The sequence below is a fragment of the Xanthomonas hortorum genome (assembly GCF_024339125.1).
Lineage (GTDB): Bacteria > Pseudomonadota > Gammaproteobacteria > Xanthomonadales > Xanthomonadaceae > Xanthomonas > Xanthomonas hortorum.
In genome coordinates, this window is record NZ_CP101417.1 from 1346731 (window position 1) to 1373213 (window position 26483).

Genomic DNA, 26483 nt, shown 5'->3' on the forward strand with positions numbered 1-26483 from the left:
GAATATCCGTTTTAAGGATTGATGAGTTATAGGTCTGCGGCGTCGCGCAGACGTACGCCGCTCAGACTCGCGGCGGTCAATGCATCAAACAAGACACGGTCACAGATAGGTTCGGCTCCAATGTGCGTCTGCCGGAAAATGTGCGCATCTGCTATGACTTCTTCCTTGAAAACGAGACTGGCGCCACCGGCCACACTGTAGAACTTGATGTCTTCACCGGTGTCATGATCCCGCTCGTACTTGATCTTCACACGCGAAGCTTGCTCGTCCAGTGCATCGAGCGAACGCACCACGTCGCACAAGAAGTATTGGGGGCCAGGCGAGCCATCAGCGAGCGTAAAATCGCAGGTCGCGAAAGCAAAACCCGCAGGATCGACAGATTCGAACACGCGCTTCAAGGCTTCCGAAACGATCCAGATGCCTGCAAGCTCCTCGAAATCCCTCGGCATCCCACCTAGCTCGGGCACATGAATCAGGTGTGGTCTTTCTGGATACTGGCCGACTTCGCCGTTAGGGGGATCCATCGTATTCATGCCTGGGGGAAGAAGCTTCTCTTCGTTGGCGATCTCCAGGCCTGGGCCCTGACCGTTACTCCAGAAACTAGGTTCGATGACAAAGAATTTCCCTTTGTAGGAAACGCTGGAAATCGTAACGGGAATTGCAGTCTGGTCGTTCATGGCGGCTTCCATCGTGGATGCGGTTGCGTTGTGCATCTCGGCTTATCACTTTGTTAAGCGATTCTAGAGCAACGAGCGGACTATCAGTGGATTACTCGAAAAACCTCCTTGAGGGGCCGAACTGGCGTATGAAAATCTTGGCTAACGCCGGCATCAAATTAACTTCTATAACAAAAGCCTGCTTTCATTAAGGCTCGCCCGGCCTTTGCTCCACCCGCTGCTCAAGCATCTCGCGCACGGCATAGGCTGCATCGAAGACGGCTTGTCCCAACGTTGGCAGGGTCTGTGCCTCCAGGCACTCCGGTTTGCTCATGGCGATGACGTCGCCATGAGCGATGAGGGTGCGTAGCAGGCGGTCGAGCTGGTCGCGTTGGTCCAGCGTGAGATGCAAGACGATGGCGGGGTGCTCCATCTGTGTCCCTCCTCTGCGCGGGGAGCGGGGAGCGCGCACGGTGTGGCGATTGGTGCGTTGCGCTCGGCGCGGGGCGTGCGGGTGCGTGCTGCGCGTGCGCGGCGCACCTGGTTAGTCCGTAGGTGCGACGCTGACGACCAGCTCGCCATTGCGCAGGCGGATGTGGAGCTTGCTGCCGATGGTGAAGCCCAGTTGTTCCAGCCAGCGGCCGCGTAGGCGCAGTGTGGGGATGCGTTGGTCGCTGGCGGGGTAGTAGCCGTAGCCGACGGTGCAGCGGTGCGGGGCACGCGGGTGGCCGGGGCGTGGGGGCCGGGCTTCGGTGCGGGGTTGGGGGATGGGGGTGCGCTCGACGTAGGGCCGTGGCTTGATCGAGGGGTCGAGCGAGTGCCAGCCGATCTCGGTGGGCGGCAGCTCCGTGGCGCGCTTGCGTGGGGATGTGGGACGGGACGTGGATCGACGCATGGCAAAGCCCTCCTTGACGAACAGGCCCCGCCGCCGGGTGGCGACGGGATGTCGGGAGGTTAGAAACCGCTAAGAGTCGGCGGGCGTATTTCCCCGAAGGGTGTTGTATTAGCCGCCCTCCCGACGCAGGCATCGCGCCGGTTGCGCCCACAAGACACTGCAGGCACAAAAAACCCACCGGTTTGACGGAGGTGGGTACCGCTCTTAGAGGAGTTTCTACGCTCCTTAGAGTGGAGATTGCTGCCGGTTCGCTTGGATGTCAACCGGTTCAGATGCGTGGCGTTGATCAACATCTCGTGACGCTGCCACTCACATTGATGAGGTGTTTGGAAAATAGCTCTGATCCCATATTTACTCAGGCAATTACCAAACTCGCCAACGCCTTGGGGGGTGAACGTGACAGAGCTTCCGTAGACAAGCCGAGAACTCCGAGCCAGTCTGCCAGATCAAGAGGGCATTATTTTTCCATATCGAACGAACGCTTTCTGCCGTGCTGCCAGAGATGGAGATCTGGACGCTCTCAGTTGGGATGACCGCCTTGCGTCGAACCTGGCGCTTGCGCCGGCACCAGATCCACGACCTGCTCGGTCGCCGCATCAACCGCCGCACGCGTGTACACCAACGGGAAATAGCTACCCTGCAACCACATCGGTGCGAGGTCGCGGTAGTGCGGGCTGGCCGGGTCGCCGGATTGGCCGGGGTAGTTCATGGCGCGCGAGTTATCCCAGTTGCCCAGGTCGATGATCAGCCGTGCAGACGGGCCGATGGTCTGGCGGAAAGTGGTGGGGTCGTAGCTGGATTGATTGGGCGTATACGGGCTGCCGCCCTTGGCGAATGGGCCCACGTCCAGCAGCGCATGATCGGTGCCGACCGCCGCGCTCATGGCGTGCGTGACCTTGTTGGTATGCAGCTTGCCCCACGGCCATTGCGCAGGATCCGGCCCGTGCAGGTCGACCAGCGATTGATAGGCGCTGCGTAGCGACTCCAGCAGCAGTTGATCGCGGCGTGCGGCCGGTGCGGGGCCGAACGCGGCGCCGGGGTGTTCCAGTGCCTCCATCAACACCGCTGCATCCGGCATGTCGAAGGTGGCCGCCTCGGAGGGGCGCAGCACCAGCGCCTTGTAGGCATCGCCGAGATAGCGGCTGAACCACACCTCTTCCAACGCGGCGGCAGCGGAGGTGGCGCTCACCGTGCCATCCCAGGGTTTGAGCAACTCAAGCGCCGCCGTGGTGGCGGCATCTTGCGCGTGCAGCGGCTTGATCAACGCGACCAGCCGCTGCGCCAGCAACGACACCTGATCGTTCTGCAGTTTTTCCGAATCCTGCACGCTCACCGTTGGCAGCTGCGACAGCACCTGGGTGATGCGCGCATGCCGCGCGTCGTTGGCCCATTCGAAACCGATCTTGCGCTGCGCATACGGGTAGCCGGCAGGCAGGTTCATTTCGTTGGAGGTAGTGATGAAGCCTGCTGCGGGATTCTTCGATGACGGCAGCACATCGGCGTCCCAGAAACCGTTCCACTCGTCGCGGCCGTCGCCAGGCACCGGCAGCAAGCCGTCGGACTGCACGCGGCGCGGCGTCATGCCGGCAGTGGCCCAACCGATGTTGCCCTTGACGTCTGCGTAGACCTGATTCACCGACGGCGCGCCCCAATGTGCGAGTGCGTCCTTGAATTGTTCGAACGAGTCCGCTCTGAGATAACGCAAGGACCCCAGGTAGGGGGCCGTGCCCGGTTGGCTCCACACCGAACGGATCGCATAGGCGATGTGCTTGTCTGCATCGACGTAGATCACCGGCCCGTGGCGGGTGAATTGCAGCTGCTCGGTGACCGCCGCGGTATCGCGCACCGCGATGGAGGCGGGTTCGGTGTGCAGCGGCTCCCACTTGCCGTTGTACCAATACGATGCGTTGTCGGCCGGATTCAGACGGTAGACGTACAGGTCCTCCTGATCGATGTTGAAGATGGTCAGCCCGAACGCACTGCGCTGGTTGTGGCCGATCGCGATACCGGGTGCAGTCGGCTCGCCGGCACCGATGACGTCCAGCCCCGGGCTGTTGAGATGCACGAAATAGCGCAGGCTGGGAACGCTGTAGGCGCGATGCGGGTCGTCGGCCAGCACCGCGTGGCCGGTGGCCGATTTTTGCGGTGCGATGACCCAGTTGTTGCTGCCTTCGGCGAAGGCGTCCTCGCCTGGACGCAGTGGCGTTGTCGGCGCGTCGGCCACGTGCGTGTCGGCGCTGAGCCTGGGGCTTTGCGTGGCCAGTTCGTAGACCTTCAAGACGTCATCCGGAAGGCAAGGATCCAGCCCCTCGGGCACGCGGGTGGTCCAGGCCGGTTGCAACTTCTGGCGCACTGCATCGACGGCAAGCGAGGCCTTGCACGCAACCTTTGCACGCGCCACTTCGCTTTTGACGTTACGGCTCAAGCCGGTGGTGCGGATGCGCAGCACATCGTCCGGCGCCCATTTTTCCGGGCGATACACGAACGTGCGGAATTCATACGGCAGCGCGTGCGGATGGGCGCCCAACCAATCGATGTAGGCATTGATGCCGGCAACGAAGCGCGTCACATCGCGCTGCGCGTCGGGCCCGTAACTGTTCCACTCCTCGGACATGCTGCCGCGATACAGAAACAGCCGCGCGGCGCGATCCTGCTGCACATAGGCAGGCCCGAACGCCGCCGACAAGTGACCAAGCCCTTTGCGACGCAGCAGGTCCAGTTGAAACAGGCGGTCGCGTGCCACGTTGAAGCCCTGCACGAAAAACGCATCGTTGTCCGTTTTGGCATAGATGTGCGCCACGCCCCAGCGATCCACGCGGATCTGCGCGGGCTGTTCCAACCCCGCAACGGTCAGCGTGGCGTGCGTCGGTTGGGCCGCCGCTGCGCTGTCGAGCATCAGCTGGCACACCACCAGGCACCACAGCACTGTTGTGCTTATCGAGATCGTGCCTATCGAGATCCTGCGTGTCGACATCATGCGTGGCACACCTTGCGGGTGAAAAGGGCGGTGTTCAGCGGCATGTTCGTTATCCCATCGGCAGCCGCGCAGGCTGCGGCATTGTGGCGTGTTGCGTGCGGTTGCCGCAGAACCACCGGCGCGAAAAACGAATCGCAGCTGCAGCACTGGCCGCATCTTCAACCGGCGATCATCGCCGCCAGTACCAGGCTTTTTGCACCGTTTGGCTGGGCGCGGGCGTGCAGTCTTCCATCACCCATCTCGGCGCGCAGCGCGCGTGAAGCGTGCGTCGATCAGCCAACGACTGCAACGCGTCCGCATTGCTGCCTTCACATGCCACACAGGGCAAGCGCGCATGATCGTCGCCTCTAGCGGCTCTTATGCTGCACAGGTTATGTCTCCATGCCGCCACAGCGGAAGGCTTCTGCGTTCTCTCTCTGGTGGCAGTCGATTACCCAACCAGCAGCAACCCTGCAGCATCCGTCGGTGCGGGATGCAGTGCCTGAAGGCGCCGCCTTGTTTGGCGACGAGCAGATGGAGGCACTGGGGCACAGCCTGGCGCAGGCGCATGTGCTCTACACCGGGCCAACCCGCGAACTGCTGTTGTCGCAACTCAAGTTCAACGAACGCGCACTCGGCACGGCCGCAGCGCGATTGACCGAAATGTCGGCCGATGGCTTGCGCCTGCATCCGGCCGGCGAGTGGTTGCTGGACAACTATTATCTGGTCGAAGAACAGATGCGCCTGGCGCGTCAGCATCTTCCACCCGGTTACAGCCGGCAATTGCCGCGTCTGCGCACGCCCACCTCGGTTGGCCTGCCGCGCGTCTACGAGCTGGGCCTGGAAGTAGTGGCGCATGGCGACGGGCGCGTGGATACGATCACGCTGAGCCGTTTCATTGCAGCCTATCAACAGGTGGCGCCACTCAAACTCGGCGAGCTGTGGGCGATTCCGATCATGTTGCGGCTGGCGCTGATCGACAACCTGCGCCGCATTGCCGAAGACATCATGCGCGATGGCCGCGACACCCGGCTGGCCGCACACTGGGCCGCGTTGCTCAACGCCACGGCGGCGGCGCAACCCAAGGACGTGGTGGTGGTGGTGGCCGATATGGCGCGCTCGCAGCCGCCGGCCACCGGCGCGTTCGTGGCCGAGTTGACGCGCGGCATCCAGGGCCGCGGGCCGGTGTTGTCGATGGCCAGCGCCTGGGTGGAGCAGTGGCTGGCAAGCGAAGGCCACAGTGTGGAAGGCCTGGTGCATGCCGAGAGCCAACGCCAGGCGGCCGAACAGGTGGCGATCAGCAACAGCATCGGCAGCCTGCGGTTTCTGGACCAGATGGATTGGCGCGACTTCGTCGAGGCCATGAGCGTGGTCGAGCAGATCCTGCGCAAAGATCCGGCCGATGTCTACGCACGCATGGATTTCCACACCCGCGATAGCTACCGGCATGTGGTGGAGCATCTGGCGCAGCGCCTGGACCGCGACGAGCCGGCGGTGGCCGAGTGCGTCCTGCGCCTGGCCGCGCAGCCGGGCTCCGATGCACCGGTGGCCAGCCACGTGGGCTATTACCTGGTGGATACGGGATTGCCGCTGCTGCGTAGCGCGCTGCGCGACCCAGCAGCACCCGGCACACCGAAACCACCGCGCCCACGCGCGCGACGCGTTGCGCTGCCGGTGTACCTGCTGCCGATCGCCGTGATCGCCGTGGTGTGGAGCGGTGTATTGCTGCAGGGCGTGAGCGCATTGCCGCCGGCGCTGTGGTGGATCACCGCCGGCATCGCGCTGCTGGCCGCCAGCGAGTTGGGCATCGCCCTGGTCAACTGGGTGGCAACGCTGTGGGTGCGCCCGCATCCGTTGCCACGCATGGACCTGAGCCTGGGCATTCCACCCGATTGCCGCACGCTGGTGGTGATGCCGAGCATGCTGGCCAGCCCCGAGGCCATCGACGAGCTGGTCGACGCGTTAGAGGTGCATTACCTGGCCAACCGCGACGAACAGCTGTACTTCGCGCTGCTCACCGATTTTCTCGATGCCGCGCAAGCGCTGTTGCCTGGCGACATGGCATTGGTGGCGCATGCGGCGCAACACATCGACCGGCTCAACACGGCCTATGCCGATGCGCACGGCGATCGCTTCTTCCTGCTGCATCGCGCACGCCAGTGGAACGCGGGCGAAGGCTGCTGGATGGGCGCAGAGCGCAAGCGCGGCAAGCTGGAAGCGCTCAACCGGCTGTTGTGCGCGGGCGATGCGCCGCTGCAGGCAGCCCACGAATTCCTGCAGGTGCAAGGCGATGTCGCCGCGCTGGTGCAGGTGCGCTATGTGATCACGCTCGATAGCGACACCCACCTGCCGCGCGATGCGGCACGCGCGCTGGTCGGGGCGATGTCGCATCCGTTGAATGTGCCGCGCATGGATGCGGCCGGGCAGATCGTCGAGGCCGGTTACGGCATCCTGCAGCCCGGCCTGGGCACCGGCATGAGCGAGGGCGGCGAATCGCGCTTTGCGCGCATGTTCGGCATCGAGCCGGGCATCGACCCGTACACCCGCGTGGTGTCGGACGTGTACCAGGATCTGTTCGGCGAAGGCTCCTTCATCGGCAAGGGCATCTATGCGGTGGCCACCTTCGAGCAGGTGCTGGCCGGCCGCTTCCCCGATAACCGCGTGCTCAGCCATGACCTGCTGGAAGGCTGTTATGTGCGCGCCGGGTTGCTCAGCGACGTGCGTCTGTACGAGCGCCATCCGCAGCGCTACGCCACCGATGCCAAGCGCCGCGCGCGCTGGGTGCGTGGCGACTGGCAGTTGCTGCCATGGCTGCTGCCGTGGGTACCCGACCGCGGTGGCCGGCGCGCGCGCAATCCGTTGTCGTGGTTGTCGCGCGGCAAGCTGCTGGACAACCTGCGCCGCAGCCTGGTGGCACCGGCGGCGTTTGCATTGTTGCTGATCGGCTGGCTGTGCTCGCCCACCCCATTGCGCTGGACGCTATGGATGCTGGTGTTGTGGCTGCTGCCGGGTCTGTGTTCGGCGGTGTATGCGCTGGCGCACCCGCCCGAGGGTTTGGGGTTGCGTCATCACGCGCGCCAGGTTGGGATGGGGCTGCGTCAGCACCTGCTGCGCACCGGCGTGGTGCTGGCCTGCCTGCCGTTCGAGGCGGGGCTGCAGCTGGCGGCCATCGCGCGCACGCTGGTGCGGATGTCGATCACCCAGCGCCACCTGCTGCAGTGGGCACCGTCCAGCGAAGTGGAGCGCAGCGCGCGCAGCGGCAATGCCGAACAACAGCTGATGGCCGGCGCCGCCTGCAGTGCGGCGCTGGTAATCGCCGCAGTGGCATGGTGGTCGCCGTTGGCGTTGTGGACGGCGCTGCCGCTGGGGCTGGCATGGATGGGCGCGCCGTGGCTGATGGCCTGGCTGGGCGGGCAGCCCGCCGCGCCGGTGGCGCAGCTGTCGCAGGAACAACGCGATTTCCTCGGCGGATTGTCGCGGCGCACCTGGGCGTTTTTCGAAAGCCATTGCACCGCGCAGCACCACTGGCTGCCGCCGGACAACGTGCAGGAATACCCGGTCACGGTGGTGGCCAACCGCACCTCGCCGACCAATATCGGGCTGGGCCTGCTAGCCAATCTGGCCGCCTACGATCTGGGCTACCTGACGGTGGCCGGCGTGATGGGCCGCGTGGCCAATACGCTGACCACGCTGGAAGCGCTGCCGCGTTATCGCGGCCATTTCTACAACTGGTACGACACCGAAACGCTGGTGCCACTGGTGCCGCGTTACGTCTCCACCGTCGACAGCGGCAACCTGGTCGGGCATCTGTTGACGCTGCGGCAAGGGCTGCTGGCGCTGGTGGATGCGCCGGCGGTGTCGATGGCGGTGTTCGATGGGCTGGCCGACACCCTGAGCGTGCTCACCCTGCAGGCGCAGCCGCGCAGCGACGCCGCCACCGCCGCACTGAGCGCCATGACGCACAGCGTGCAGGCGATCCGCAACCAACCCACGCCAACCCTGCACCAGGCCGATGAAGCGCTGCGCCTGCTGCTGGCGCAGAGCCACACCATCCTGGCCTCGATGCCGAGCGGTGGCGAGGACGAGGAACCGTGGCCGCAACGCCTGGTGAGCAGTTGCGAGGCGGCGTTGGCCGAGGTGGGCCATTGCGCACCGGCGCTTGCCAGTACCGATCCGCACGCGGCGCAAACCCCTGGCGCTGCAGTCGCCACGCTGCGCCAGCTCGCCAACGGCAGCCACGCACCGAGCGTGCAGACCTGGGCCGCCAAGCGCGTGCTGGAGCTGCAACGGCTTGCGCATATCGCCGGGCAACTGGCGCAGATGGACTACGACTTCCTCTATAGCCCCGCCCAGCAGTTGCTCTCGATCGGCTACAACGTCGACGACCATCGTCTGGATAGCGGCCGTTACGATCTGCTCGCTTCCGAAGCACGCTTAGGCATCTTCGTGGCGATCGCCCAGGGCAAGTTGCCGCAGGAGAGCTGGTTCGCGCTCGGGCGCACGCTCACCGATACCGGTGCCGAGCCAACGCTGCTGTCGTGGAGCGGCTCGATGTTCGAATACCTGATGCCCGATCTGGTGATGCCCAGCTACCCGCAGACGCTGCTGAGCCGCTCGATGCGCGGCGCGGTGCAGGCGCAGATCCGCTATGGCGCGGCGCGCGCGGTGCCGTGGGGCGTCTCCGAATCGGGCTACAACACGGTCGATACGCGGCGCAATTATCAGTACCGCGCCTTCGGTGTGCCCGGGCTCGGGCTCAAGCGCGGGCTGGGCCAAGACCTGGTGATCGCCCCGTATGCCAGCGCGATGGCGCTGATGGTCGAACCGGATGCGGCCTGCCGCAATCTGCAGCAGCTGCAGGCGCTGGGATTCGACGGGCGTTTCGGCTTGTACGAAGCGATCGACTACACGCCCTCGCGCGTGCCGCGTGGCGAACAACACGCGCTGGTGCGCTCGTTCATGTCGCATCACCAGGGCATGGCGCTGCTGGCGCTGGACCACGTATTGCGCGATGCGCCGATGCAAAAACGCTTTGTCGCCGACCCGCAATTCCAGGCCACGTTATTGCTGTTGCAGGAGCGCGCACCGCGTGCCGGCGTCTACGTCAAAGGCCTGGTCGAAGCAGCCGAACGCCCGGTGGCCACCGAGGCGGGTATGGCGTTGCGCATCCATCGCGACCCCAACCTGCCGCAGCCGGCGTTGCAACTGCTCTCCAACGGGCGTTACCACGGCATGCTGACCTCGGCCGGTGGCGGCTACAGCCGCGCGCGCGACCTGGCGGTGACGCGTTGGCGCGAAGACGGCACCCGCGACCACTGGGGCACGTTCTGCTATCTGCGCGATGTGGACAGCGGCGCGGTGTGGTCGGCCGCGCATCAACCGACCTGCGTGCCGGTGGAGCGTTACGAAGCGATCTTTTCCGACGCCAAGGCCGAGTTCAAGGGCAGCCACCAGCGCTACGACAGCCATCTGGAAATCGCCATTTCCGCCGAGGACGATGTGGAGCTGCGCCGGCTGCGCATCCGCAACCGTTCGCGGCAGACGCGCGTGATCGAAATCACCACTTATGCCGAAGTGGTGCTGGCACCTGCGCAGGCCGACGAGGCGCATCCGGCTTTCAGCAATCTGTTCGTGCAGACCGAAATCCTGGCCGACAAGCAGGCGCTGTTGTGCACGCGCCGCCCGCGTGGGCACGACGAAGCGCAGCCGTGGATGCTGCATCTGGTGGCGGTGCACGATGCCGATGTGGCGACGATCTCCTATGAGACCGACCGCGCTGCGTTCGTCGGGCGCGGGCGCAGCACCCGCAATCCGCTGGCCTTGCGCGAGCACGCCAGCTTGTCCGGCACCGCCGGCTCGGTGCTGGACCCGATCGTGGCGATCCGCTGCCGCATCTCGCTGGCGCCGGATCAACAGGCGCAGGTGGACATGGTCTACGGCGTGGGCACCCAACGTGCCGCCTGCACCGCCTTGATCGACAAATACCGCGACCGCCGTCTGGCCGATCGGGTGTTCGATCTGGCGCTGACCCAGAGCCAGGTCACCCGCCGGCAGATCAACGCCTCGCTGGAAGACGCCATGCTCTACGAGCGGCTGGCCGCACGCGTGCTGTTCGTCGACCCGCAACTGCGCGCCGACAACGAGGTGTTGCTGCACAACCATCGTGGTCAGTCGGCACTGTGGAGTCATGCCATCTCCGGCGACCTGCCGATCGTGCTGTTGCGCATCACCGACCCGGACAATCTGGACCTGGTGCGCCAGCTGGTGCAGGCGCACGCGTACTGGCGCCTGAAAGGCCTGCGTGCGGATCTGGTGATCTGGAACGAAAGCCAGGCCGGCTATCGCCAGCAATTGCAGGACGCCATCCTGGGCCTGATCGCCGCCGATCCCGAGGCCAATGTGCTCGACCGCCCCGGCGGTATCTTCGTGCGCGCCATCGAGCACATCTCGCAGGAAGACCGCGTGCTGCTGCAGACCGTGGCACGGGCGATTCTGAGCGATGCCAACGGCACGCTGGATGCGCAACTGCAGCGCCACCCCAGCGCGCGTGCGCACCCGCCGTTGCTGGAGCCGATCCGGCAACCGGACAGCGCCGATGAATTGGCCAGCACGCATGCCGCCTACCTGGACAAGACTCTGCAGGCCGCCGCCGAGGAGCCGATGCTGTTCGACAACGGCCTGGGCGCCTTCGCCGCCGACGGCCGCGAATACCGCATCACCCTGGACGAAGGCGTCGCAACACCAGCGCCGTGGTGCAACGTGATGGCCAATGCGCAGTTCGGCAGCGTGGTCAGCGACAGCAGCCCCGGCTATAGTTGGGCCGAAAACGCGCACGAATTCCGGCTCACGCCCTGGCATAACGATCCGGTCGGCGATGCCTCCAGCGAGGCGTTCTACCTGCGCGACGAAGACACCGGGCAGGTGTGGTCGCCGATGGCGCTGCCATGCCGCGGCAGTGGCCGCTACACGGTGCGCCACGGCTTCGGCTACAGCGTCTACAGCCATATCGAACACGGCATCGGCAGCGAGCTGTGGGTGTTCGTGGATGTGGAGCGGCCGATCAAGTTCAGCCATCTGCGGCTGAAGAATCTCTCGGGCCGTCCACGCCGGCTCAGCGTCACCGGCTACGTGGAATGGGTGCTGGGCGATATCCGCACGCGCTCGCAACTGCATGTGGTCAGCGAAGTCGACTTGGGCAGCAGCGTGCTCACCGCGCGCAACCCGTACAACACCGAGTTCGACGGGCGCGTGGCGTTCTTCGATGCCGATGCACCCAACCGCAGCATCACCGCCGACCGCAATGAGTTCCTCGGGCGCAATGGCAGCCTGGCCGCACCTGCCGCGCTCACGCGGCAGCGTTTGTCCGGGCGCGTGGGTGCCGGCCTGGACCCGTGCGCGGCGATCCAGATCCCTGTGACGCTGGCAGCCGAACAAAGCTTCGAAACGGTCTTCCGCCTGGGCGCAGCCGTTGACCGCGAGAGTGCACTGACACTGGCACGCCAGAGTCGTGGCGTTGCCGCAGCACACACCGCACTGCTGGCAGTGCGCGCGCACTGGCAGCAGATTCTGGGCACCGTGCAGGTGACCACGCCCGACCCGGCGGTGGACCTGTTGGCCAATGGCTGGCTGCTCTACCAGACCATCGCCTGCCGCTTCCTGGCGCGCAGCGGCTATTACCAGTCCGGTGGCGCGTATGGCTTCCGCGACCAGCTGCAGGACAGCATGGCGATGGTGCACGCGCAGCCGGCGCTCACCCGCGCCCACCTGCTGCGCTGCGCCGCGCATCAGTTCGTGCAGGGCGATGTGCAGCATTGGTGGCACCCGCCGCAAGACCGCGGTGTGCGCACGCAGTGCTCGGACGATTTTCTGTGGTTGCCGCAGGCGCTGTGCCGCTATCTGGACGTCACCAACGACGCCAGCGTGCTCGACGAGCGCGTCAGCTTTATCGACGGGCGCGCACTCAAGCCCGAGGAAGAATCGTATTACGACCTGCCGCACATCACCGGCAACGTGCAGTCGCTGTACGCGCACGGCGTGCTCGCCCTGCAACGTGGCATGGCCCGCCTGGGCGAACGCGGCCTGCCACTGATCGGCAGCGGCGACTGGAACGACGGGATGAACCGGGTCGGCAAGGACGGCAAGGGCGAGAGCGTGTGGCTGGGCTTTTTCCTTTACGACACACTGCTGCGGTTCGCAGACGTGGCGGTGCAGCGCGACGATGGCGCATTCGCAGCGACCTGCCGTGCGCATGCACACGCCTTGCGCACTGCGCTGGAACAGCATGCCTGGGATGGACGCTGGTACCGGCGTGCCTGGTTCGACGACGGCACACCGCTGGGCTCGAGCGATTCGGACGAATGCCGCATCGATTCGCTATCGCAGAGTTGGGCAGTGTTGTCCGGCGCGATGGACCCGGCGCGCAGCGCACAGGCGATGGAGGCGATGCGCCAGCAACTGGTGGATGCCGAGACCGGCATCGTCAAGCTGCTGGTGCCGCCGTTCGATCACACCGAACACGATCCCGGCTATATCCGTGGTTATGTGCCCGGCGTGCGTGAGAACGGCGGCCAGTACACGCATGCCGCGGTGTGGGCGACGATGGCCTTCGCGCATCTGGGCGACAGCGCGCGGGCCTGGCAACTGGCCAGCATGATCAACCCGATCCACCACGCCCGCGACGCGGCGGGCGTGCAGCGCTACAAGGCCGAACCCTATGTGCTGGCGGCCGATGTCTATGCGGTGGCGCCGCACGCCGGCCGCGGTGGCTGGAGCTGGTACACCGGCGCGGCCGGCTGGATGTATCGGCTGCTGACCGAATCGCTGCTCGGCCTGCAACGCCATGGCGAGCGCATGCACATCGTGCCGTGCATCCCGGCCAGCTGGCCGGAGTACCAGCTGCGCTATCGCTTCGGCAGCAGTACCTACGTCATCGACGTCACCCAGCGCCCCGGTGTCGAAGCCCGGCTGGAGATCGATGGGGTGATGCAAGCCGAGCTTGCTTTCACTCTGATTGACGACGGTGCGGTCCACGCTGTCGCCCTGGACTGGCCGGGAGACGCGACATGAGCATGCGCACACGCACCCACACCAATCACCAGCTCTCCGACCTGGGCAAGATGTTGTCGGTGTGGCCGCAGCGGGTACGCGACCCCAGCCAGTTCTGGCCGCAATTCGATGCCTTGGCCAAAGACATTCTCGATGAGGCGGCCGACGCCGATCTGCAGCGCGTGCAGCGTCGCCTGCGGCAGCTGCTGCATCGCCACGGGCTGACGCGCACGCAATAAGCGCGCGGACACCGCACCAGAGAGTTTGTAGGTTGCTTTGTTGAAAGCATGCCCACCGACCATCTCAACTGGTCCTTGCCCGCTCACCGTCGCGGGACCTTATGCGGCATGGATGCCGCAGAAGAGCTTACATGGACGTACTTGCAGCGTGTCCCGCGATGGTGAGCGGGCAAGGACCCTGCAACCAAGCTGCAGCTGAGTTAGTCGAGGGCGCGGCGTCCTCGCCGCTCGCGGGACACGCCGCAAGTACATCCGTGTAGGCTCGGTGGCGGCATCCATGCCGCCACACGGTCCCGCAATCGGCGAGGACACCGCACCAGGGAGTTGGTCGGTGGTTGGATGAAAGCCTCCCTGTAGTCGCGTTGCGTTTTGCGTTGCGAAGCTGATCGGCTGCGGCGTTATCCGAACACCGCACGTCATGCATCGCTTGCACCACGCACACCGACCATCTCCACTGGTCCTTGCCCGCCCACCGTCGCGGGACCTTACGCGGCATGGATGCCGCGTAAGAGCCTACACGGACGTACTTGCGGCGTGTCCCGCGAGGGTGGGCGGGCAAGGGCCCCGCAGCAAACCAGCAGCACCAATGCTCTACGACTGACCCACTCCACCGTTTCACCACTTCCGAGCAGGCAAGATTTTGCAACTTGGCTTCGTTAGACGCAGCGTAAAAAGCTAAGTCAACCGAGCGCGGGGCAGCAACGCATGAGGCGCTTTACTGCCGGTGCACCTAAGTTACCGCAGACAGCACCCGACACCGCCATGATCGACGACGCGCAGTCGCCACGCTTAGACTCCGCGTTTACACGCGCCAAGGCGGCCGGTGATCGATCTCAATGACATCGCGTTGTATGTGCAGGTCGTGCGTAGCGGCAGCTTTGCCGAAGCCGCGCGCAGGCTGGGCACTGCACCCAACAGCGTGAGCCGGCGTGTGCAGCAGCTGGAAGCGCAACTGGACACGCGCCTGATGCAGCGCTCCACCCGCAAGCTCACCCTCACCGACGCCGGGCAAGCGTTCTTTGAACGTTGCGCCGATGCGGTAGACGGGCTGACCTCGGCCGGGCAGAGCCTGGTGGCCGGTGGCGATGAAGCAGCCGGTTTGGTGCGCGTGGCGGCGCCAGCGGATTTTCTGGATTTTTTCCGCGTCGAATGGGTCGGCGAATTTCTCGCCGCGCATCCGCGCGTGCGCCTGGAATTCGTGCTCAGCGATGGCAAGGCCGACCTGATCGCCGAGCGCATCGATGTGGCCTTCCGTGGCGGTGTGATGACGGACCTGGGTTATGTCGGCCGCCAGATCCTGGCCGACACCAACGATGTACTGGTGGCCAGCCCCGCCTACCTGCAGGCGCGCGGCAGGCCGTTGCGGCTGGACGACTTGCCGCAGCACGACTGCATCAGTTTTCCGCATCCAAGCGGCTATGCCACCTGGACGCTGGTCGGCCCATCCGGGCTTGCCGAAGACGTCCAGGTGCAGGCGCGCATGGCCGCCACTACCGCCCGCGCGCTGCGACTTGCGGCAGTGGCCGGGCTCGGAATCGCCTTGTTGCCGCAGGCACTCACCTGGCCGGATATCGACGAAGGCCGCCTGACCGTGGTGCTGCCGGATTTTCAACGCAAGGGCCAGAGCCTGTACGCGCTCTACCCGAGCCGACACCATCAGCCACGTGCGGTCTCGGCGTTTATCCGGGCCGTGACGACGCGATTGAATGGGCCTGAATGCAAAGAGGTGGCTGGCTTGGCAAACAGCGCCGCGATACCCGGCGTGCGGTGATTGTCATGCTGCGGAGGAAGGCGGTTGCAACGCCCGCATCGAAGCACCATCAGCGCTGAGCACGCGCACGCGGCGTGGCGCCGACATCCCTTGAAGCACTGTTGGCGCCCTGCCACGCGGGCAACGCAGTGCATCAAGCGGCACGCTGTCCGCTCGATGCAGTCTCGGCACGTTTGAAAGATCAGCACCGGGCGAACCGGTGGCATGCTCGCCAGCACAGGTGATGCCGCTGGACACACCTCAGCCGCGACGCCACTCAGGCAGCAAGCGCATCGATCTGCTGCTGGGCGCTGGCGATACCCGCCTGGCGGGCGTCTGCGCCAGTGGCCAGGCCTTCGGCCACGATCACTTCCGGCGCGTGCACGCCGACAAAGCCCAGCGCAGTGCGCATGTAGGTTTCGGCATGCTCCAGCGACGCCATCGGCGAGCCTGCGCCATAGAAGCCGCCACGTGCCACCAGCAGAATCACCCGCTTGTTGCCGGCCAGCCCCTCGGGCACGCCTTGCGCGTTGTAGCGGAAGGTCTTGCCGGCCACCAGCACGCGATCGATCCACGCCTTGAGCTGGGTCGGGATGGTGAAGTTGTACAGCGCCACACCGATCACCACGGTGTCGGCGTCCAGAAATTCCTGCAGCACCGTTGCACTGGTGGCCAGTTCGGCCGCCAGTGCCGGGCTCTGGTCGCCGGTGGGATTCTGCTGGGCCGCCAGATGCGCGCCGGACAGATGCGCCAGCGGCTCGGCGGCCAGATCGCGGTAAGTCACTGCGACATCGCTGTTGCCGGACTGCAACTTGGCGACCGTGGCCGCCGAAAGCTGACGGCTGGCCGAATAACCACCGAGGATGCTGGAATCGAGATGGAGCAGTTTCATGATGAAGCCTCTGATTGTGTGGGGGTGCGTGGTACTGCCACGATGTTGGAGATGCGACCGAGCACGCACACGTGTGCGTGTCGGCGGGTGAAATACAGGCTGATGGGTGTGTGCTGCCGGTTGCCCTGCTACCGGTCTGCGCGTGTGCGTTGCGCTTGTCGGTGCTGTAGTGCTTCTCGGTACTGCATCGCGCAGGCAGGCAGACAAGGCGTAGGCGAAAAACACTGGGCGGGCGTGTGCAGCGCCCGCCGCAGACTCAGGCCAGACGGCCCTGAGCGCGCAACTGCTCGCCGATGCGGCGGATCTCCGCCTCGCCTTGCGCCAGTGCGGCCTTGCTGGTGTGCACCGAGTAGTAGCCCATCACCAGCTCATGCGGATGCTTGACCGCCGAGCCCAGCACGAAGGAGCTCGCACCCACCGACACCACCTCGATCGCCTGCTCGGCATCCTTGAACACCGCCATCTGGCCACTGTCGATGGTCTCGGCCGCTTCCAGCTGGCCGCCATGCACCGCGATCCAGGCCACGGTGTGTCCGGCCGGCGGCACATAGCGCCAGCGCTCGCCATCTTGCAGCTGCACGCTCAGGTAGGTCATGTCGGCCGGTGCCGGGATCCTGCTTTCCAGCGCGCCGTAGCGGCCCAGCAGCACCCGCACCGGGCCGGCCACCGGCACATCGTCGGGCGACAGATACAGGCTCTGCGCCGGGGCGTTTTCTTCGGCCGCCGGCAGCGCAACCCACAGCTGGAAGCCCTTGGCCGAGGACTGGCCCACCGGCACACCGTCGTGCCAGACGCCATTGCCGGCGCGCATCCATTCCACACCGCCGGTGGGCAGGGTGCCCTGCTTGCCGGTGCTGTCTTCGTAGCCGACTTCGCCTTCCATCAGATAGGTCAGCGTGGCGATGCCCGAATGCGGGTGCATGCCCATCGGCGCGCCGCCGATCGACGGCTTGACGGTGAACAGGTCCAGGAACACAAACGGCTTGACCAACTGGCCCAGGTCGCCCGGGCTCATCAACCGGGTGATCGGACCGCGGGTGGTGCCGCGGGTGCGGAACACTACCGGACGCGGCGGGCTAATGGCCTGCACGCCGGGCTCGCGCTGCGGCTGCTGGTCGGCGTAGACGGTGGCCAGTTGTGCGTTCATGACGGATCCCTTTGTGGTGGTGGAGCAAGCTGCCCCGGTGATGCAAAGAGTAGAGACGCGCCCATTGATCGACTAGCCGGAAGATTTGTAGTGGAGTCGTCCAGATTTAGAAGTAATCGCAAGCTACTGAACCATCGGCGTCACGCGAGAAGGCCTCAGCCCTGCGTCCCGGACCGCGGCAGGGCATGCCACGCCTGGCATCGCGATGCGTGCGGCCGGCAGTCTTCATGCCACGCCAACAACGCTTTCTTCACGCTTGCGGCATTCTTCCGCTGGAGCTCCTCGATGATCCGCACCCTCGCCCCGCTCGCTGCCGTGTTGCTGCTCTCGGCCTGTGCCTCCAATCAGCTCGTGCAGGTGCAGCCCATCGACGGGGTCATTTCCGGCCAGTGCCATATCGACAAGGTGCGTGGCGCGGTGGGCCTGGCCGCGGCGGCACAGACCATCGAACGTGCGCGCGTGGACAGCGACAGCCTGCAGGTCAGCGTGCGTCGTGGCGAACGCGCCACCGGCGGCACCACCGCCAGCGGCCTGGCCGATCCGGCCCAGGGCGCCAGCGACAGCGGTGGCGATCACCTCACCGTCGAGACCGGCCCGAACAACAACATCACCGCGATTTATTGCGGCTGAGCGTTGCCGTTGCCTTAGGCGCATCCGCATTGCCGTGCATATGACAGCGACCGGAACGGGCACATGTAGGGTTGCTTGCATGTGCAGCGTCCAGTGCTAGAACACTTAGAGCGGCTAACAAAACTACTGCGCACCGGCCAGGCGCGCGTGGCCGGTGCTCGGATTCGGCATGTACCACCTTTACGTTCCGGCTCCTCCGAGCCGTCCACGCACACCTGACAACTGCCCGCTACGTTTTGCTAGCCGCTCTTAGTCAGCGCCAGCGTCTTGCTCAACCCATCCCGCCAAGATCTGCGCTCACCGTGACATCGCTGTCGATGGTGGCGGCTTATTTCGCTCGGGCCGCTTTCCAGCGCCCACACCGCAATGCTCGATAACGGCACCAGACCATCGCGCAATTGCATGTGCACACGAATAATCATTACCGGTTGTCCAGAGTGCGCTAGACAGGTTGCGGTTCGGTATCGCCGCTGCTGGCGGTGCGCAATGTCTCGCCGATTTCCAAGTTGCTCACCTCCATGGCGCGGTCTGGCGGTCATTCGGAAACCATGATGTCCGGCCCCTCAAAGCTTACGATGCGCACGCCAGACAACCCCGCTGCACGCAGCTCGTCTGCGCATGCGGTGACGGCCGTGTTGGACGCGTGTCTTGGCAATCGCTGGTCAGGATCATTCGACACGCATTCGCCCGATCAACACCTGCCGCACTGCGCACCGATTGCAAACATGGCCTGATGCGTCGGCTGCCACGCAGGCTGGCGGCACTGTCTGTCGATCATCTGTGCGATGCAGGCATTTATGCAACCGCCGCGCGTTATATGCGGTCATCACCTGCACCGACGATCACGCATCTTTTTTTATCCGATGACAGCGCATTGCAGCGAAGCATTCGAATCGCCAGTGCACCGATGCTGATAAAAACCTGAACTATCGCCACCGATCTGCAGCCAAAACAGGTTCCGGACAGACTCTTGCTTTAGCCTTGTTTTTGCACCATCGCGCATCCTGCAGTGGTGCGTGCAGATGCAGCTTGGCCGAACTCTTTCAACGTTGTGAGGATAGATGGCACGTTCGTATATGACGTCGTTTTTTCGCGAATGGATCACCGCACCCTGCTCCGTTGCAGCGATACTCCCCTCCGGACGCGCCCTCGCCTCCATCATCACATCCGAGCTGTCGGCGCGTACCGGTCGGGTTCTCGAACTCGGGCCGGGGACCGGTGTGTTTACCCAGGCGATGATCGACAAAGGCGTGCAGGAGAAGAACCTCGTTCTGCTCGAGTACAACGCCACCTTTTCTGCGTTGCTCACGCAGCGCTTCCCGCGCGCAAGCTTGCTGCAGATGGATGTCTGCGATCTTGAATCGCTGCCTCGCATCGATGGCGCGTACGTCGATGCCGTGGTCTGCGGCCTCGGCCTGTTGAACATGCCGGCACACCAGGTGGCTGCGATTCTGCGCGGCGCCTTCCTGCAGCTGAAGCCTGGCGGGCGGCTGTATCTGTTTACCTATGGATTCAAATGCTCGGTGCCGGCGCATATTCTCGATGCGCTCGATCTGGAGGCCGTCAGGATCGGGCGCACATATCGGAACGTTCCGCCTGCAACGACCTATCGCATCCAGCGTCGCACCTACACAAGGTAAAACACGATGCAGGCCAACGATCTGCTCGCGCTTGTCGTGAGCTGTGGCATTGCGGGCGTGCTGGACGCTGCAGATAAAAATCTACAAGCAGACAGACATAGGCGTGACGCAGACCGGGCTACCGATCACCTCACCAGCGATATCTCGCCGAACAACAGCATCACGCAGATTTTTTGCTGCGGCTGAGCTTCGTCTTGGTGGCCTTAGTGGCCTTGGTGGCTTTGGTCGTCTTGGCCGCCTTGCCTTGCTTGCTGCGCGAGTCGGTCAAAAAGCGCAGCGTGGCCGCTTCCCATTGGCGCTCGCCGCGCACGCCGGTGGCCATGGCCTGCAGTTCGCCGGCGCGCCAGCCTTCGAACACGCAGGGGTCGATATAGGCCTTGCGGCACACCGAGGGCGTGTTGCCCAGCGCATCGGCCACTTCGCGGATGACATCGTTCTGCACCTGGGTCAGCGCGCGTTCGCTCATGCGCTCAGGTAACGGCAACCGTGCCAGACGTTGCAGTGCGGCCAGCGTACCGCCCCAGGTGCGGAAATCCTTGGCGGTGAAATCCTCGCCCATCGCCTCGCGCAGATAGTCGTTGACCTCACCCGAATCCACCGGCTGCAGCTGGCCGTCGTCGTCGCGGTACTGAAACAGCGATTGGCCAGGCAATTGCTGGCATTCCCGGATCAGTTTGACCAGCTGCTTGTCGTCCACTTCGATCTCGTGATCCTGGCCGCTCTTGCCGCGGAACTTCAGCCGCGCACGTCCGCCGCGTAGAAATTCCATATGCCGGTTGCGCAAGGTGGTGAGGCCATAGGAACGATTGCTGCGTGCATATTCGGCGTTGCCCACACGCACCAGGGTGTCGGCCAACAACGCCACCACGATTGCCAGCACCTTCTCGCGCGGAAATCCCGGCAGTACCAGATCGCGGCGCAGCCGGCGGCGTAATTTGGGCAAGGCCTGGCCGAAGGCGATCACCCGTTCGAACTTGCCTTCGCCACGCACCTGCGCCCACTCGGCGTGATAGCGGTATTGCTTGCGCCGGCGCGCATCGCGGCCGGTCGCCTGCAGATGGCCGTTGGGCTTGGCGCAGATCCACACCTCGGTATACGCCGGCGGAATGGCCAGTGCGCGGATGCGCTGCAAGGTATCGGCATCGGCCACGCGCTGCCCGTCGGCACTGCGGTAACTGAAGCTCTTGCCGGCCTTGCGGCGGCTGATGCCGGGCTGTTGATCGTTGACATAGGTGAGCCCGGCAGCGGTCGCGGTGGCCTTGGCCTGCGCGACCGCTGCCACGCTCGCCGCCGCGGCCGTGGCGGCCACCGCAGTGGCGGCACTGGCGGCCACGGTGGCCAGCTTGCCGGCAGCACTGGCGGTGGCTGCGGCATTGCGAAGAACACGTTTGGCTTTCATTGCGCACGGATCGAAGGACAGGCGCCGATTGTTGAGCCGGGCAGGACTAGGCAGCGTCAACGCTGCGACAACGCCATGTGCGCAAGCGATGCCCGTCAGCAGATTTTCTGCTTATGCTTGGGCCTCCCCCACTGTGCTGGAGTCATCGATGCGCTCTGTCCTGCCTACCGCCCGCCTGGCCTGTTCCTTGGTCGTGCTGGCGGCCTTGAGTGCCTGCGGCTCGCCGCAACCGGACGAGCAGGAAGCCGTCACCGCCAAGGCGCAGCAAGCGGCCGAACAAGCCGCAGCCCCCGCACCGGCCGCCGCTCCCGAGGCCCCGCCTATTGGCAGCTGCGATGCCACCCAGGTGCAGTCGCTGGTCGGCCAGGCCTTGACCGATGCAGTGAGCGAACAGGCCCGCAGCGATGCCGGCGCCAAGTCGGTGCGCGTGCTCAAACCCGGGCAGATGGTCACCATGGAGTTCAACGGCGAACGGCTCAATCTCGAAGTGGATGCCAAGAACCTGATTGCCTCGGTGCGCTGCGGCTGAGCACCGCCTGGCGCCTGTTGGCGAACGGGCGCCAAGCCAGCTGGCACAGGGCCTTGCAGCCGCCCTCGTTGCAGCTGTAACGGTGTATTGCGGCACCGCATCAACTGTGGTCTAGTCGATCATCCGGTGACCTCTTCGAAACGCTCCACGGATCGAGCGCTGCAACGTCGTCGCCGCTCTCCCAGATCGCAAAGAGGCAGACATGGCCCCCCGCACTCGCCAAGGGCTCAACGACTACGGTCTCTACAACAGCGCGCGCGACGAACGCGACGCCTGTGGTTTTGGCATGGTCGCCCAGTTGGACGACCAACCTTCCCGCTCGCTGGTAGACACCGCGATTGCGGCGCTCTCGCGCATGACCCACCGTGGCGGCGTGGCCGCCGACGGGCTCACCGGCGATGGCTGCGGCTTGCTGATCCGCAAACCCGATGCGTTCCTGCGCGGGCTGGCGCGCGACGCCGGCATTACGCTGGGCACGCGTTACGCGGCCGGTGTGGTGTTCCTGCCGCTGGACGAGGCCGATGCCGCGCGATGTCGTGCCGAACTGGAAACCCAGTTGCATACCGCCGGCGTGCACTTCCGCGGTTGGCGCGTGGTGCCCACCGACGACAGCGTGTGCGGGCAGCTGGCGCGCGACACCTTGCCGCGTATCGAGCAGTTATTCGTCGATGCAGGCGCGGAGCAGACCGAAGACGGCTTCACCCTGGCGCTGTTCCTGGCGCGCCGGCGCACCGAGCAGGCGTTGCGCGAGGTAGACAATTTCTACGTCACCACCTTGTCGCCCAATGGCATCAGCTACAAGGGCATGGTGCTGCCGGACAAGCTGAGTACGTTCTATCCGGACCTGCAGCGCAGCGATCTGTCCTCCAGCGCAATTGTCTTTCACCAGCGTTTTTCCACCAACACGCTGCCGCGCTGGCCGCTGGCGCATCCGTTCCGGCTGCTCGCGCATAACGGCGAAATCAACACCATCGAAGGCAACCGCCGCTGGGCGCAGGCGCGCAGCAAGGTGTGGCAGACCCCGCGCTTCGATATCGCCGAGTTCGACCCGGTGATCTCCATGCATGGCTCCGATTCGCAGAGCCTGGACAACATGCTCGAGCTGCTGGTCGCCGGTGGTATGGACCTGCTGCAGGCACTGCGCATCCTGGTGCCGCCGGCGACCCAATCGCTGGAGTTCAAGGACGCCGATCTGGCCGCGTTCTACGAGTTCTACGGTTTGAACACCGAACCGTGGGACGGCCCGGCCGGCATCGTGGCCTGCGACAGCCGTTATGCGGCGTGCATGCTCGATCGCAACGGGCTACGCCCGGCCCGCTGGATGCTGACCTCCGACCGTCATTTCCTTGTGGCCTCCGAGGCCGGCGTGTGGGAATTGCCGGCCGAGCGCATCACCCGCAAGGGCAAGCTGGGCCCGGGCGAGATGATGGCGATCGATCTCAAGCGCGGCGACCTGCTGGACTCGGATGCCATCGACCGCATCAACCGTGCGCGCGCGCCGTACAAGCAGTGGCTGCAGCAGGGCGTGACCTATCTGCAGACCGAGCTGATCGACCCCTCGCTGGTGGAAGAACCCTTCAGCGAGCAGACCCTGCGCAGCTACCACAAGCTGTTCCAGCTCAGCACCGAGGAAGTGGAGCAGATCCTGCGCCCGCTGGCCGAGACCGAGCAGGAAGCCACCGGCTCGATGGGCGACGACACCCCGATGGCGGTGCTCAGCCGCCAGACCCGGCCGCTGTACGACTACTTCCGCCAGGCCTTCGCGCAGGTCACCAACCCGCCGATCGACCCGCTGCGCGAAGGCATCGCGATGTCTCTCACCACCCAGCTCGGCAAGGAGACCAACATCTTCCATGCCGGCGCGGAGACGGTGAACCACGTCATCCTCAACTCGCCGGTGCTCAGCCAACGCAAGCTGCGCCAGTTGTTGAAGATGGAGCAGTACGTCGAGCGCAATCGTCTGATCGACCTGTCCTATAGCGTGGAAGAAGGCCTCAAGGCGGGGCTGGAACGCATCTGCCAGGAAGCCGAGGCCGCCGCGCGCGCCGGTGCGGTGATGCTGCTGCTGTCCGACCGCTACCCGGTGCCGGACCGGCCGATGGCGCATGCGCTGCTGGCCACCGGCGCGGTGCATCACCACCTGTGCAAGGTGGGCCTGCGCTGCGACGCCAACCTGATCATCGAAACCGGCACCGCGCGCGACCCGCACCACATGGCCTGCCTGCTCGGCTTCGGCGCCACTGCGGTGTATCCGTATCTGGCCTACCAGACGCTGTTCGACCTGGGCCGGCGCGGCATCCTGCAGCTGAGCAAGGGCGGCGAGCAGTCGCAGATCGGCCGCCGCTATCGCAAGGGCATCTACAAGGGCCTGTCGAAGATCATTTCGAAGATGGGCATCTGCACCATCGCCAGTTATCGCGGCGCGCAGTTGTTCGAGATCGTGGGGCTGGACCCGGACGTGGTGGAGCTGTGCTTTGCCGAGACGCCCGCACGCATCGGCGGCGTCAATCTGGCGCGGCTGGACACCGAGGCGCGCGAGCTCACCGCGCGCGCCTGGAACGACCAGCTCAAGCCGGAAGTGGGCGGCCTGCTCAAGTACGTGCACGGCGGCGAGTACCACATGTACAACCCCGACGTGGTCATGACGCTGCAGCGCGCCACCCGCACCGGCGATGCCGGCGACTGGCAGAAGTACGTGGATGCGGTGCATTCGCGCCCGGCCTCCACGCTGCGCGACCTGGTCCAGCTCAAGCGTGCCGAGACCCCGACCCCGCTGGACGAGGTTGCCCCGGCGGCCGATGTGCTGCGTCGCTTCGACACCGCCGCGATCAGCCTGGGCGCGTTGTCGCCCGAGGCGCACGAAGCACTGGCCATTGCGATGAACCGCCTGGGCGGGCGCAGCAACTCCGGCGAAGGCGGCGAAGACCCGGCCCGCTACGGCACCGAGAAGCGCTCCAAGATCAAGCAGGTGGCCTCCGGCCGCTTCGGCGTGACCCCGGAATACCTGGTCAATGCCGAGGTGCTGCAGATCAAGGTCGCCCAGGGCGCCAAGCCCGGCGAAGGCGGTCAGCTGCCCGGCCACAAGGTCAACGAACTGATCGCCCGGCTGCGTTACGCCAAGCCCGGCATCGGCCTGATCTCGCCGCCGCCGCATCACGATATCTATTCGATCGAAGACTTGGCTCAGCTGATCTACGACCTCAAGCAGGTCAACCCGACCGCGCTGGTGTCGGTGAAGCTGGTCGCGCATGCCGGCGTCGGCACCATTGCCGCCGGCGTGGTCAAGGCCGGCGCCGATCTGATCACCGTGTCCGGCCACGACGGCGGTACCGGCGCCAGCCCGATCAGCTCAATCCGTTACGCCGGCGTGCCGTGGGAACTGGGCGTGGCCGAGTCGCACCAGGCGCTGGTGGCCAACGACCTGCGCGACCGCACCATCCTGCAGACCGATGGCGGCCTGAAGACCGGCCTGGACGTGGTCAAGGCCGCGTTGCTGGGCGCCGACAGTTTCGGCTTCGGTACTGCGCCGATGATCGTGCTGGGCTGCAAGTACCTGCGCATCTGCCACCTCAACAACTGCGCCACCGGCGTGGCCACCCAGGACGAGCGCCTGCGTGCGAACTACTTCACCGGCTTGCCGGAGCGCGTGGAGCATTTCTTCCGCCTGCTGGCCGAAGAAGTGCGCCAGTGGCTGTCGTACCTGGGCGTGCGCTCGCTGGACGAGATCGTCGGCCGCACCGACCTGCTCGAACAGCTGGAGGTCTCGCCACGCGCCGGGGTCAAGGTCGATCTCTCGCGCCTGCTCACGCATGCGCAGTACGACGGCAGCCATTGCGCGGCCCAGCGCCTGTACGAGTCGCCGGACAGCCTGGCCACGCAGATGGACGGCCTGCTGGTCAATGCGATCGCCAACAAGACCGGCGGCGACCATCGCTTCCTGATCCACAACACCGACCGCTCGATCGGTGCACGCCTGTCCGGCGCCATCGCGCGCGCGCACGGCAACCACGGCATGAGCGATGCGCCGTTGAACCTGCGCTTCCGCGGCACTGCCGGGCAGAGCTTCGGCGCGTTCAACGCCGGTGGCCTGCAGCTGGAATTGGAGGGCGAAGCCAACGACTACGTCGGCAAGGGCATGGCCGGCGGCCGGCTGGTGGTGCGTCCGCCACGCGGCGCGCGCTTCGAAGCCCGCAGCACGCCGATCGTGGGCAACACCTGCCTGTACGGCGCCACCGGCGGCGAACTGTTCGCGGCCGGCCGCGCGGGCGAGCGCTTTGCGGTGCGCAACTCCGGCGCACTGGCGGTGGTGGAAGGCGCAGGCGACCACTGCTGCGAATACATGACCGATGGCGTGGTGCTGGTGCTGGGCAAAGTGGGCCTGAACTTCGGCGCCGGCTTCACCGGCGGCCTGGCCTACGTGCTGGATATCGAACGCGACTTCGTGGATCGCTACAACCACGAGCTGATCGACATCCACCGCGTCTCCGCCGAAGGCTTCGAGAACCATCGCCAGCATCTGCATACCCTGATCAGCCGCCACCGCGAGCTGACCGGCAGCATCTGGGCGCAGCAGATCCTGGACGAGTTCCGCGACTACATCGGCAAGTTCTGGCTGGTCAAACCCAAGGCCGCCAGTATCGAGTCGCTGACCGAGTCGCTGCGGCGCGCCGCCTGAGTGCTTCCCTCTCCCTGCAACGGGAGAGGG

17 protein-coding genes and 1 other RNA gene are annotated in these 26483 nt (G+C 65.4%); 11 read left to right on the forward strand and 7 right to left on the reverse strand.

The window, feature by feature from the left end; translation table 11 throughout:
- Positions 1-26 precede the first annotated feature (26 nt).
- The 4 genes from NMB96_RS05710 to NMB96_RS05725 form a co-directional block, all read right to left on the reverse strand.
- Entirely contained in the window at positions 27-689 is a 663-nt protein-coding gene (locus NMB96_RS05710) for an imm11 family protein (protein WP_023905879.1), read from the reverse strand.
- Positions 690-864: 175 nt separating this feature from the next.
- Complete coding sequence (locus tag NMB96_RS05715; protein WP_183086578.1) at positions 865-1089, reverse strand: hypothetical protein; 225 nt, start codon at positions 1087-1089, stop codon at positions 865-867.
- Between the two features lie 111 nt (positions 1090-1200).
- The gene (locus NMB96_RS05720) at positions 1201-1551 is read right to left on the reverse strand and encodes a SymE family type I addiction module toxin (protein ID WP_255086472.1); all 351 of its coding nucleotides are present in this window, start codon (positions 1549-1551) and stop codon (positions 1201-1203) included.
- Positions 1552-2071: 520 nt separating this feature from the next.
- Entirely contained in the window at positions 2072-4528 is a 2457-nt protein-coding gene (locus tag NMB96_RS05725; protein ID WP_023901974.1) for a penicillin acylase family protein, read from the reverse strand.
- A gap of 2 nt (positions 4529-4530) precedes the next feature.
- Between NMB96_RS05725 and NMB96_RS05730 the strand changes: the two genes are divergently transcribed.
- The 4 genes from NMB96_RS05730 to NMB96_RS05745 all read left to right on the forward strand — a co-directional run bounded on the left by NMB96_RS05730 (position 4531) and on the right by NMB96_RS05745 (position 15562).
- The gene (locus NMB96_RS05730) at positions 4531-4788 is read left to right on the forward strand and encodes a hypothetical protein (protein ID WP_152025472.1); all 258 of its coding nucleotides are present in this window, start codon (positions 4531-4533) and stop codon (positions 4786-4788) included.
- A 121-nt stretch (positions 4789-4909) separates the two neighbouring features.
- Entirely contained in the window at positions 4910-13573 is an 8664-nt protein-coding gene (locus NMB96_RS05735) for a glycoside hydrolase family 94 protein (RefSeq protein ID WP_425520906.1), read from the forward strand.
- A complete protein-coding gene (locus tag NMB96_RS05740; protein WP_006450685.1) occupies positions 13570-13791 on the forward strand; it encodes a hypothetical protein in 222 nt (73 codons plus the stop codon). Before NMB96_RS05735 ends, NMB96_RS05740 begins: the two co-directional genes overlap by 4 nt.
- 823 nt (positions 13792-14614) lie before the next feature.
- Positions 14615-15562, forward strand: a complete 948-nt coding sequence (locus tag NMB96_RS05745) for a LysR family transcriptional regulator (RefSeq protein ID WP_023901971.1) — start codon at positions 14615-14617, stop codon at positions 15560-15562.
- Between the two features lie 256 nt (positions 15563-15818).
- Here the strand turns inward: NMB96_RS05745 and NMB96_RS05750 are convergent, their stop codons facing one another.
- Both NMB96_RS05750 and NMB96_RS05755 read right to left on the reverse strand, forming a co-directional pair.
- Entirely contained in the window at positions 15819-16433 is a 615-nt protein-coding gene (locus NMB96_RS05750; RefSeq protein ID WP_043888795.1) for an FMN-dependent NADH-azoreductase, read from the reverse strand.
- 256 nt (positions 16434-16689) lie between these two features.
- Entirely contained in the window at positions 16690-17580 is an 891-nt protein-coding gene (locus NMB96_RS05755) for a pirin family protein (RefSeq protein WP_023901968.1), read from the reverse strand.
- A 285-nt stretch (positions 17581-17865) separates the two neighbouring features.
- Here NMB96_RS05755 and NMB96_RS05760 point away from each other — a divergent pair, with 285 nt between their 5' ends.
- From NMB96_RS05760 to NMB96_RS05780, 5 genes are all read left to right on the forward strand, one after another.
- Positions 17866-18210, forward strand: a complete 345-nt coding sequence (locus NMB96_RS05760) for a hypothetical protein (protein ID WP_023901967.1) — start codon at positions 17866-17868, stop codon at positions 18208-18210.
- A 169-nt stretch (positions 18211-18379) separates the two neighbouring features.
- Positions 18380-18455: non-coding RNA, sX9 sRNA (locus NMB96_RS05765), on the forward strand.
- 398 nt (positions 18456-18853) lie between these two features.
- Positions 18854-19135, forward strand: coding sequence for a hypothetical protein (locus NMB96_RS05770; protein WP_152025471.1), 282 nt, complete (start codon positions 18854-18856; stop codon positions 19133-19135).
- 136 nt (positions 19136-19271) lie between these two features.
- Positions 19272-19850 (forward strand): class I SAM-dependent methyltransferase, encoded by a 579-nt coding sequence (locus NMB96_RS05775; protein ID WP_043910350.1) that lies wholly within the window; start codon positions 19272-19274, stop codon positions 19848-19850.
- A gap of 6 nt (positions 19851-19856) precedes the next feature.
- Positions 19857-20036 (forward strand): hypothetical protein, encoded by a 180-nt coding sequence (locus NMB96_RS05780; RefSeq protein ID WP_023901962.1) that lies wholly within the window; start codon positions 19857-19859, stop codon positions 20034-20036.
- On the opposite strand, the gene NMB96_RS05785 is transcribed toward NMB96_RS05780, so the two are convergent.
- Positions 20011-21339 (reverse strand): DNA topoisomerase IB, encoded by a 1329-nt coding sequence (locus tag NMB96_RS05785; RefSeq protein ID WP_255086935.1) that lies wholly within the window; start codon positions 21337-21339, stop codon positions 20011-20013. The genes NMB96_RS05780 and NMB96_RS05785 overlap by 26 nt on opposite strands.
- A 58-nt stretch (positions 21340-21397) precedes the next feature.
- On the opposite strand from NMB96_RS05785, the gene NMB96_RS05790 reads away from it, so the two are divergent.
- Complete coding sequence (locus NMB96_RS05790) at positions 21398-21778, forward strand: I78 family peptidase inhibitor (protein ID WP_104550498.1); 381 nt, start codon at positions 21398-21400, stop codon at positions 21776-21778.
- 202 nt (positions 21779-21980) lie between these two features.
- Positions 21981-26453, forward strand: coding sequence for a glutamate synthase large subunit (gene gltB, locus NMB96_RS05795; RefSeq protein WP_255086473.1), 4473 nt, complete (start codon positions 21981-21983; stop codon positions 26451-26453).
- Positions 26454-26483: the final 30 nt, after the last annotated feature.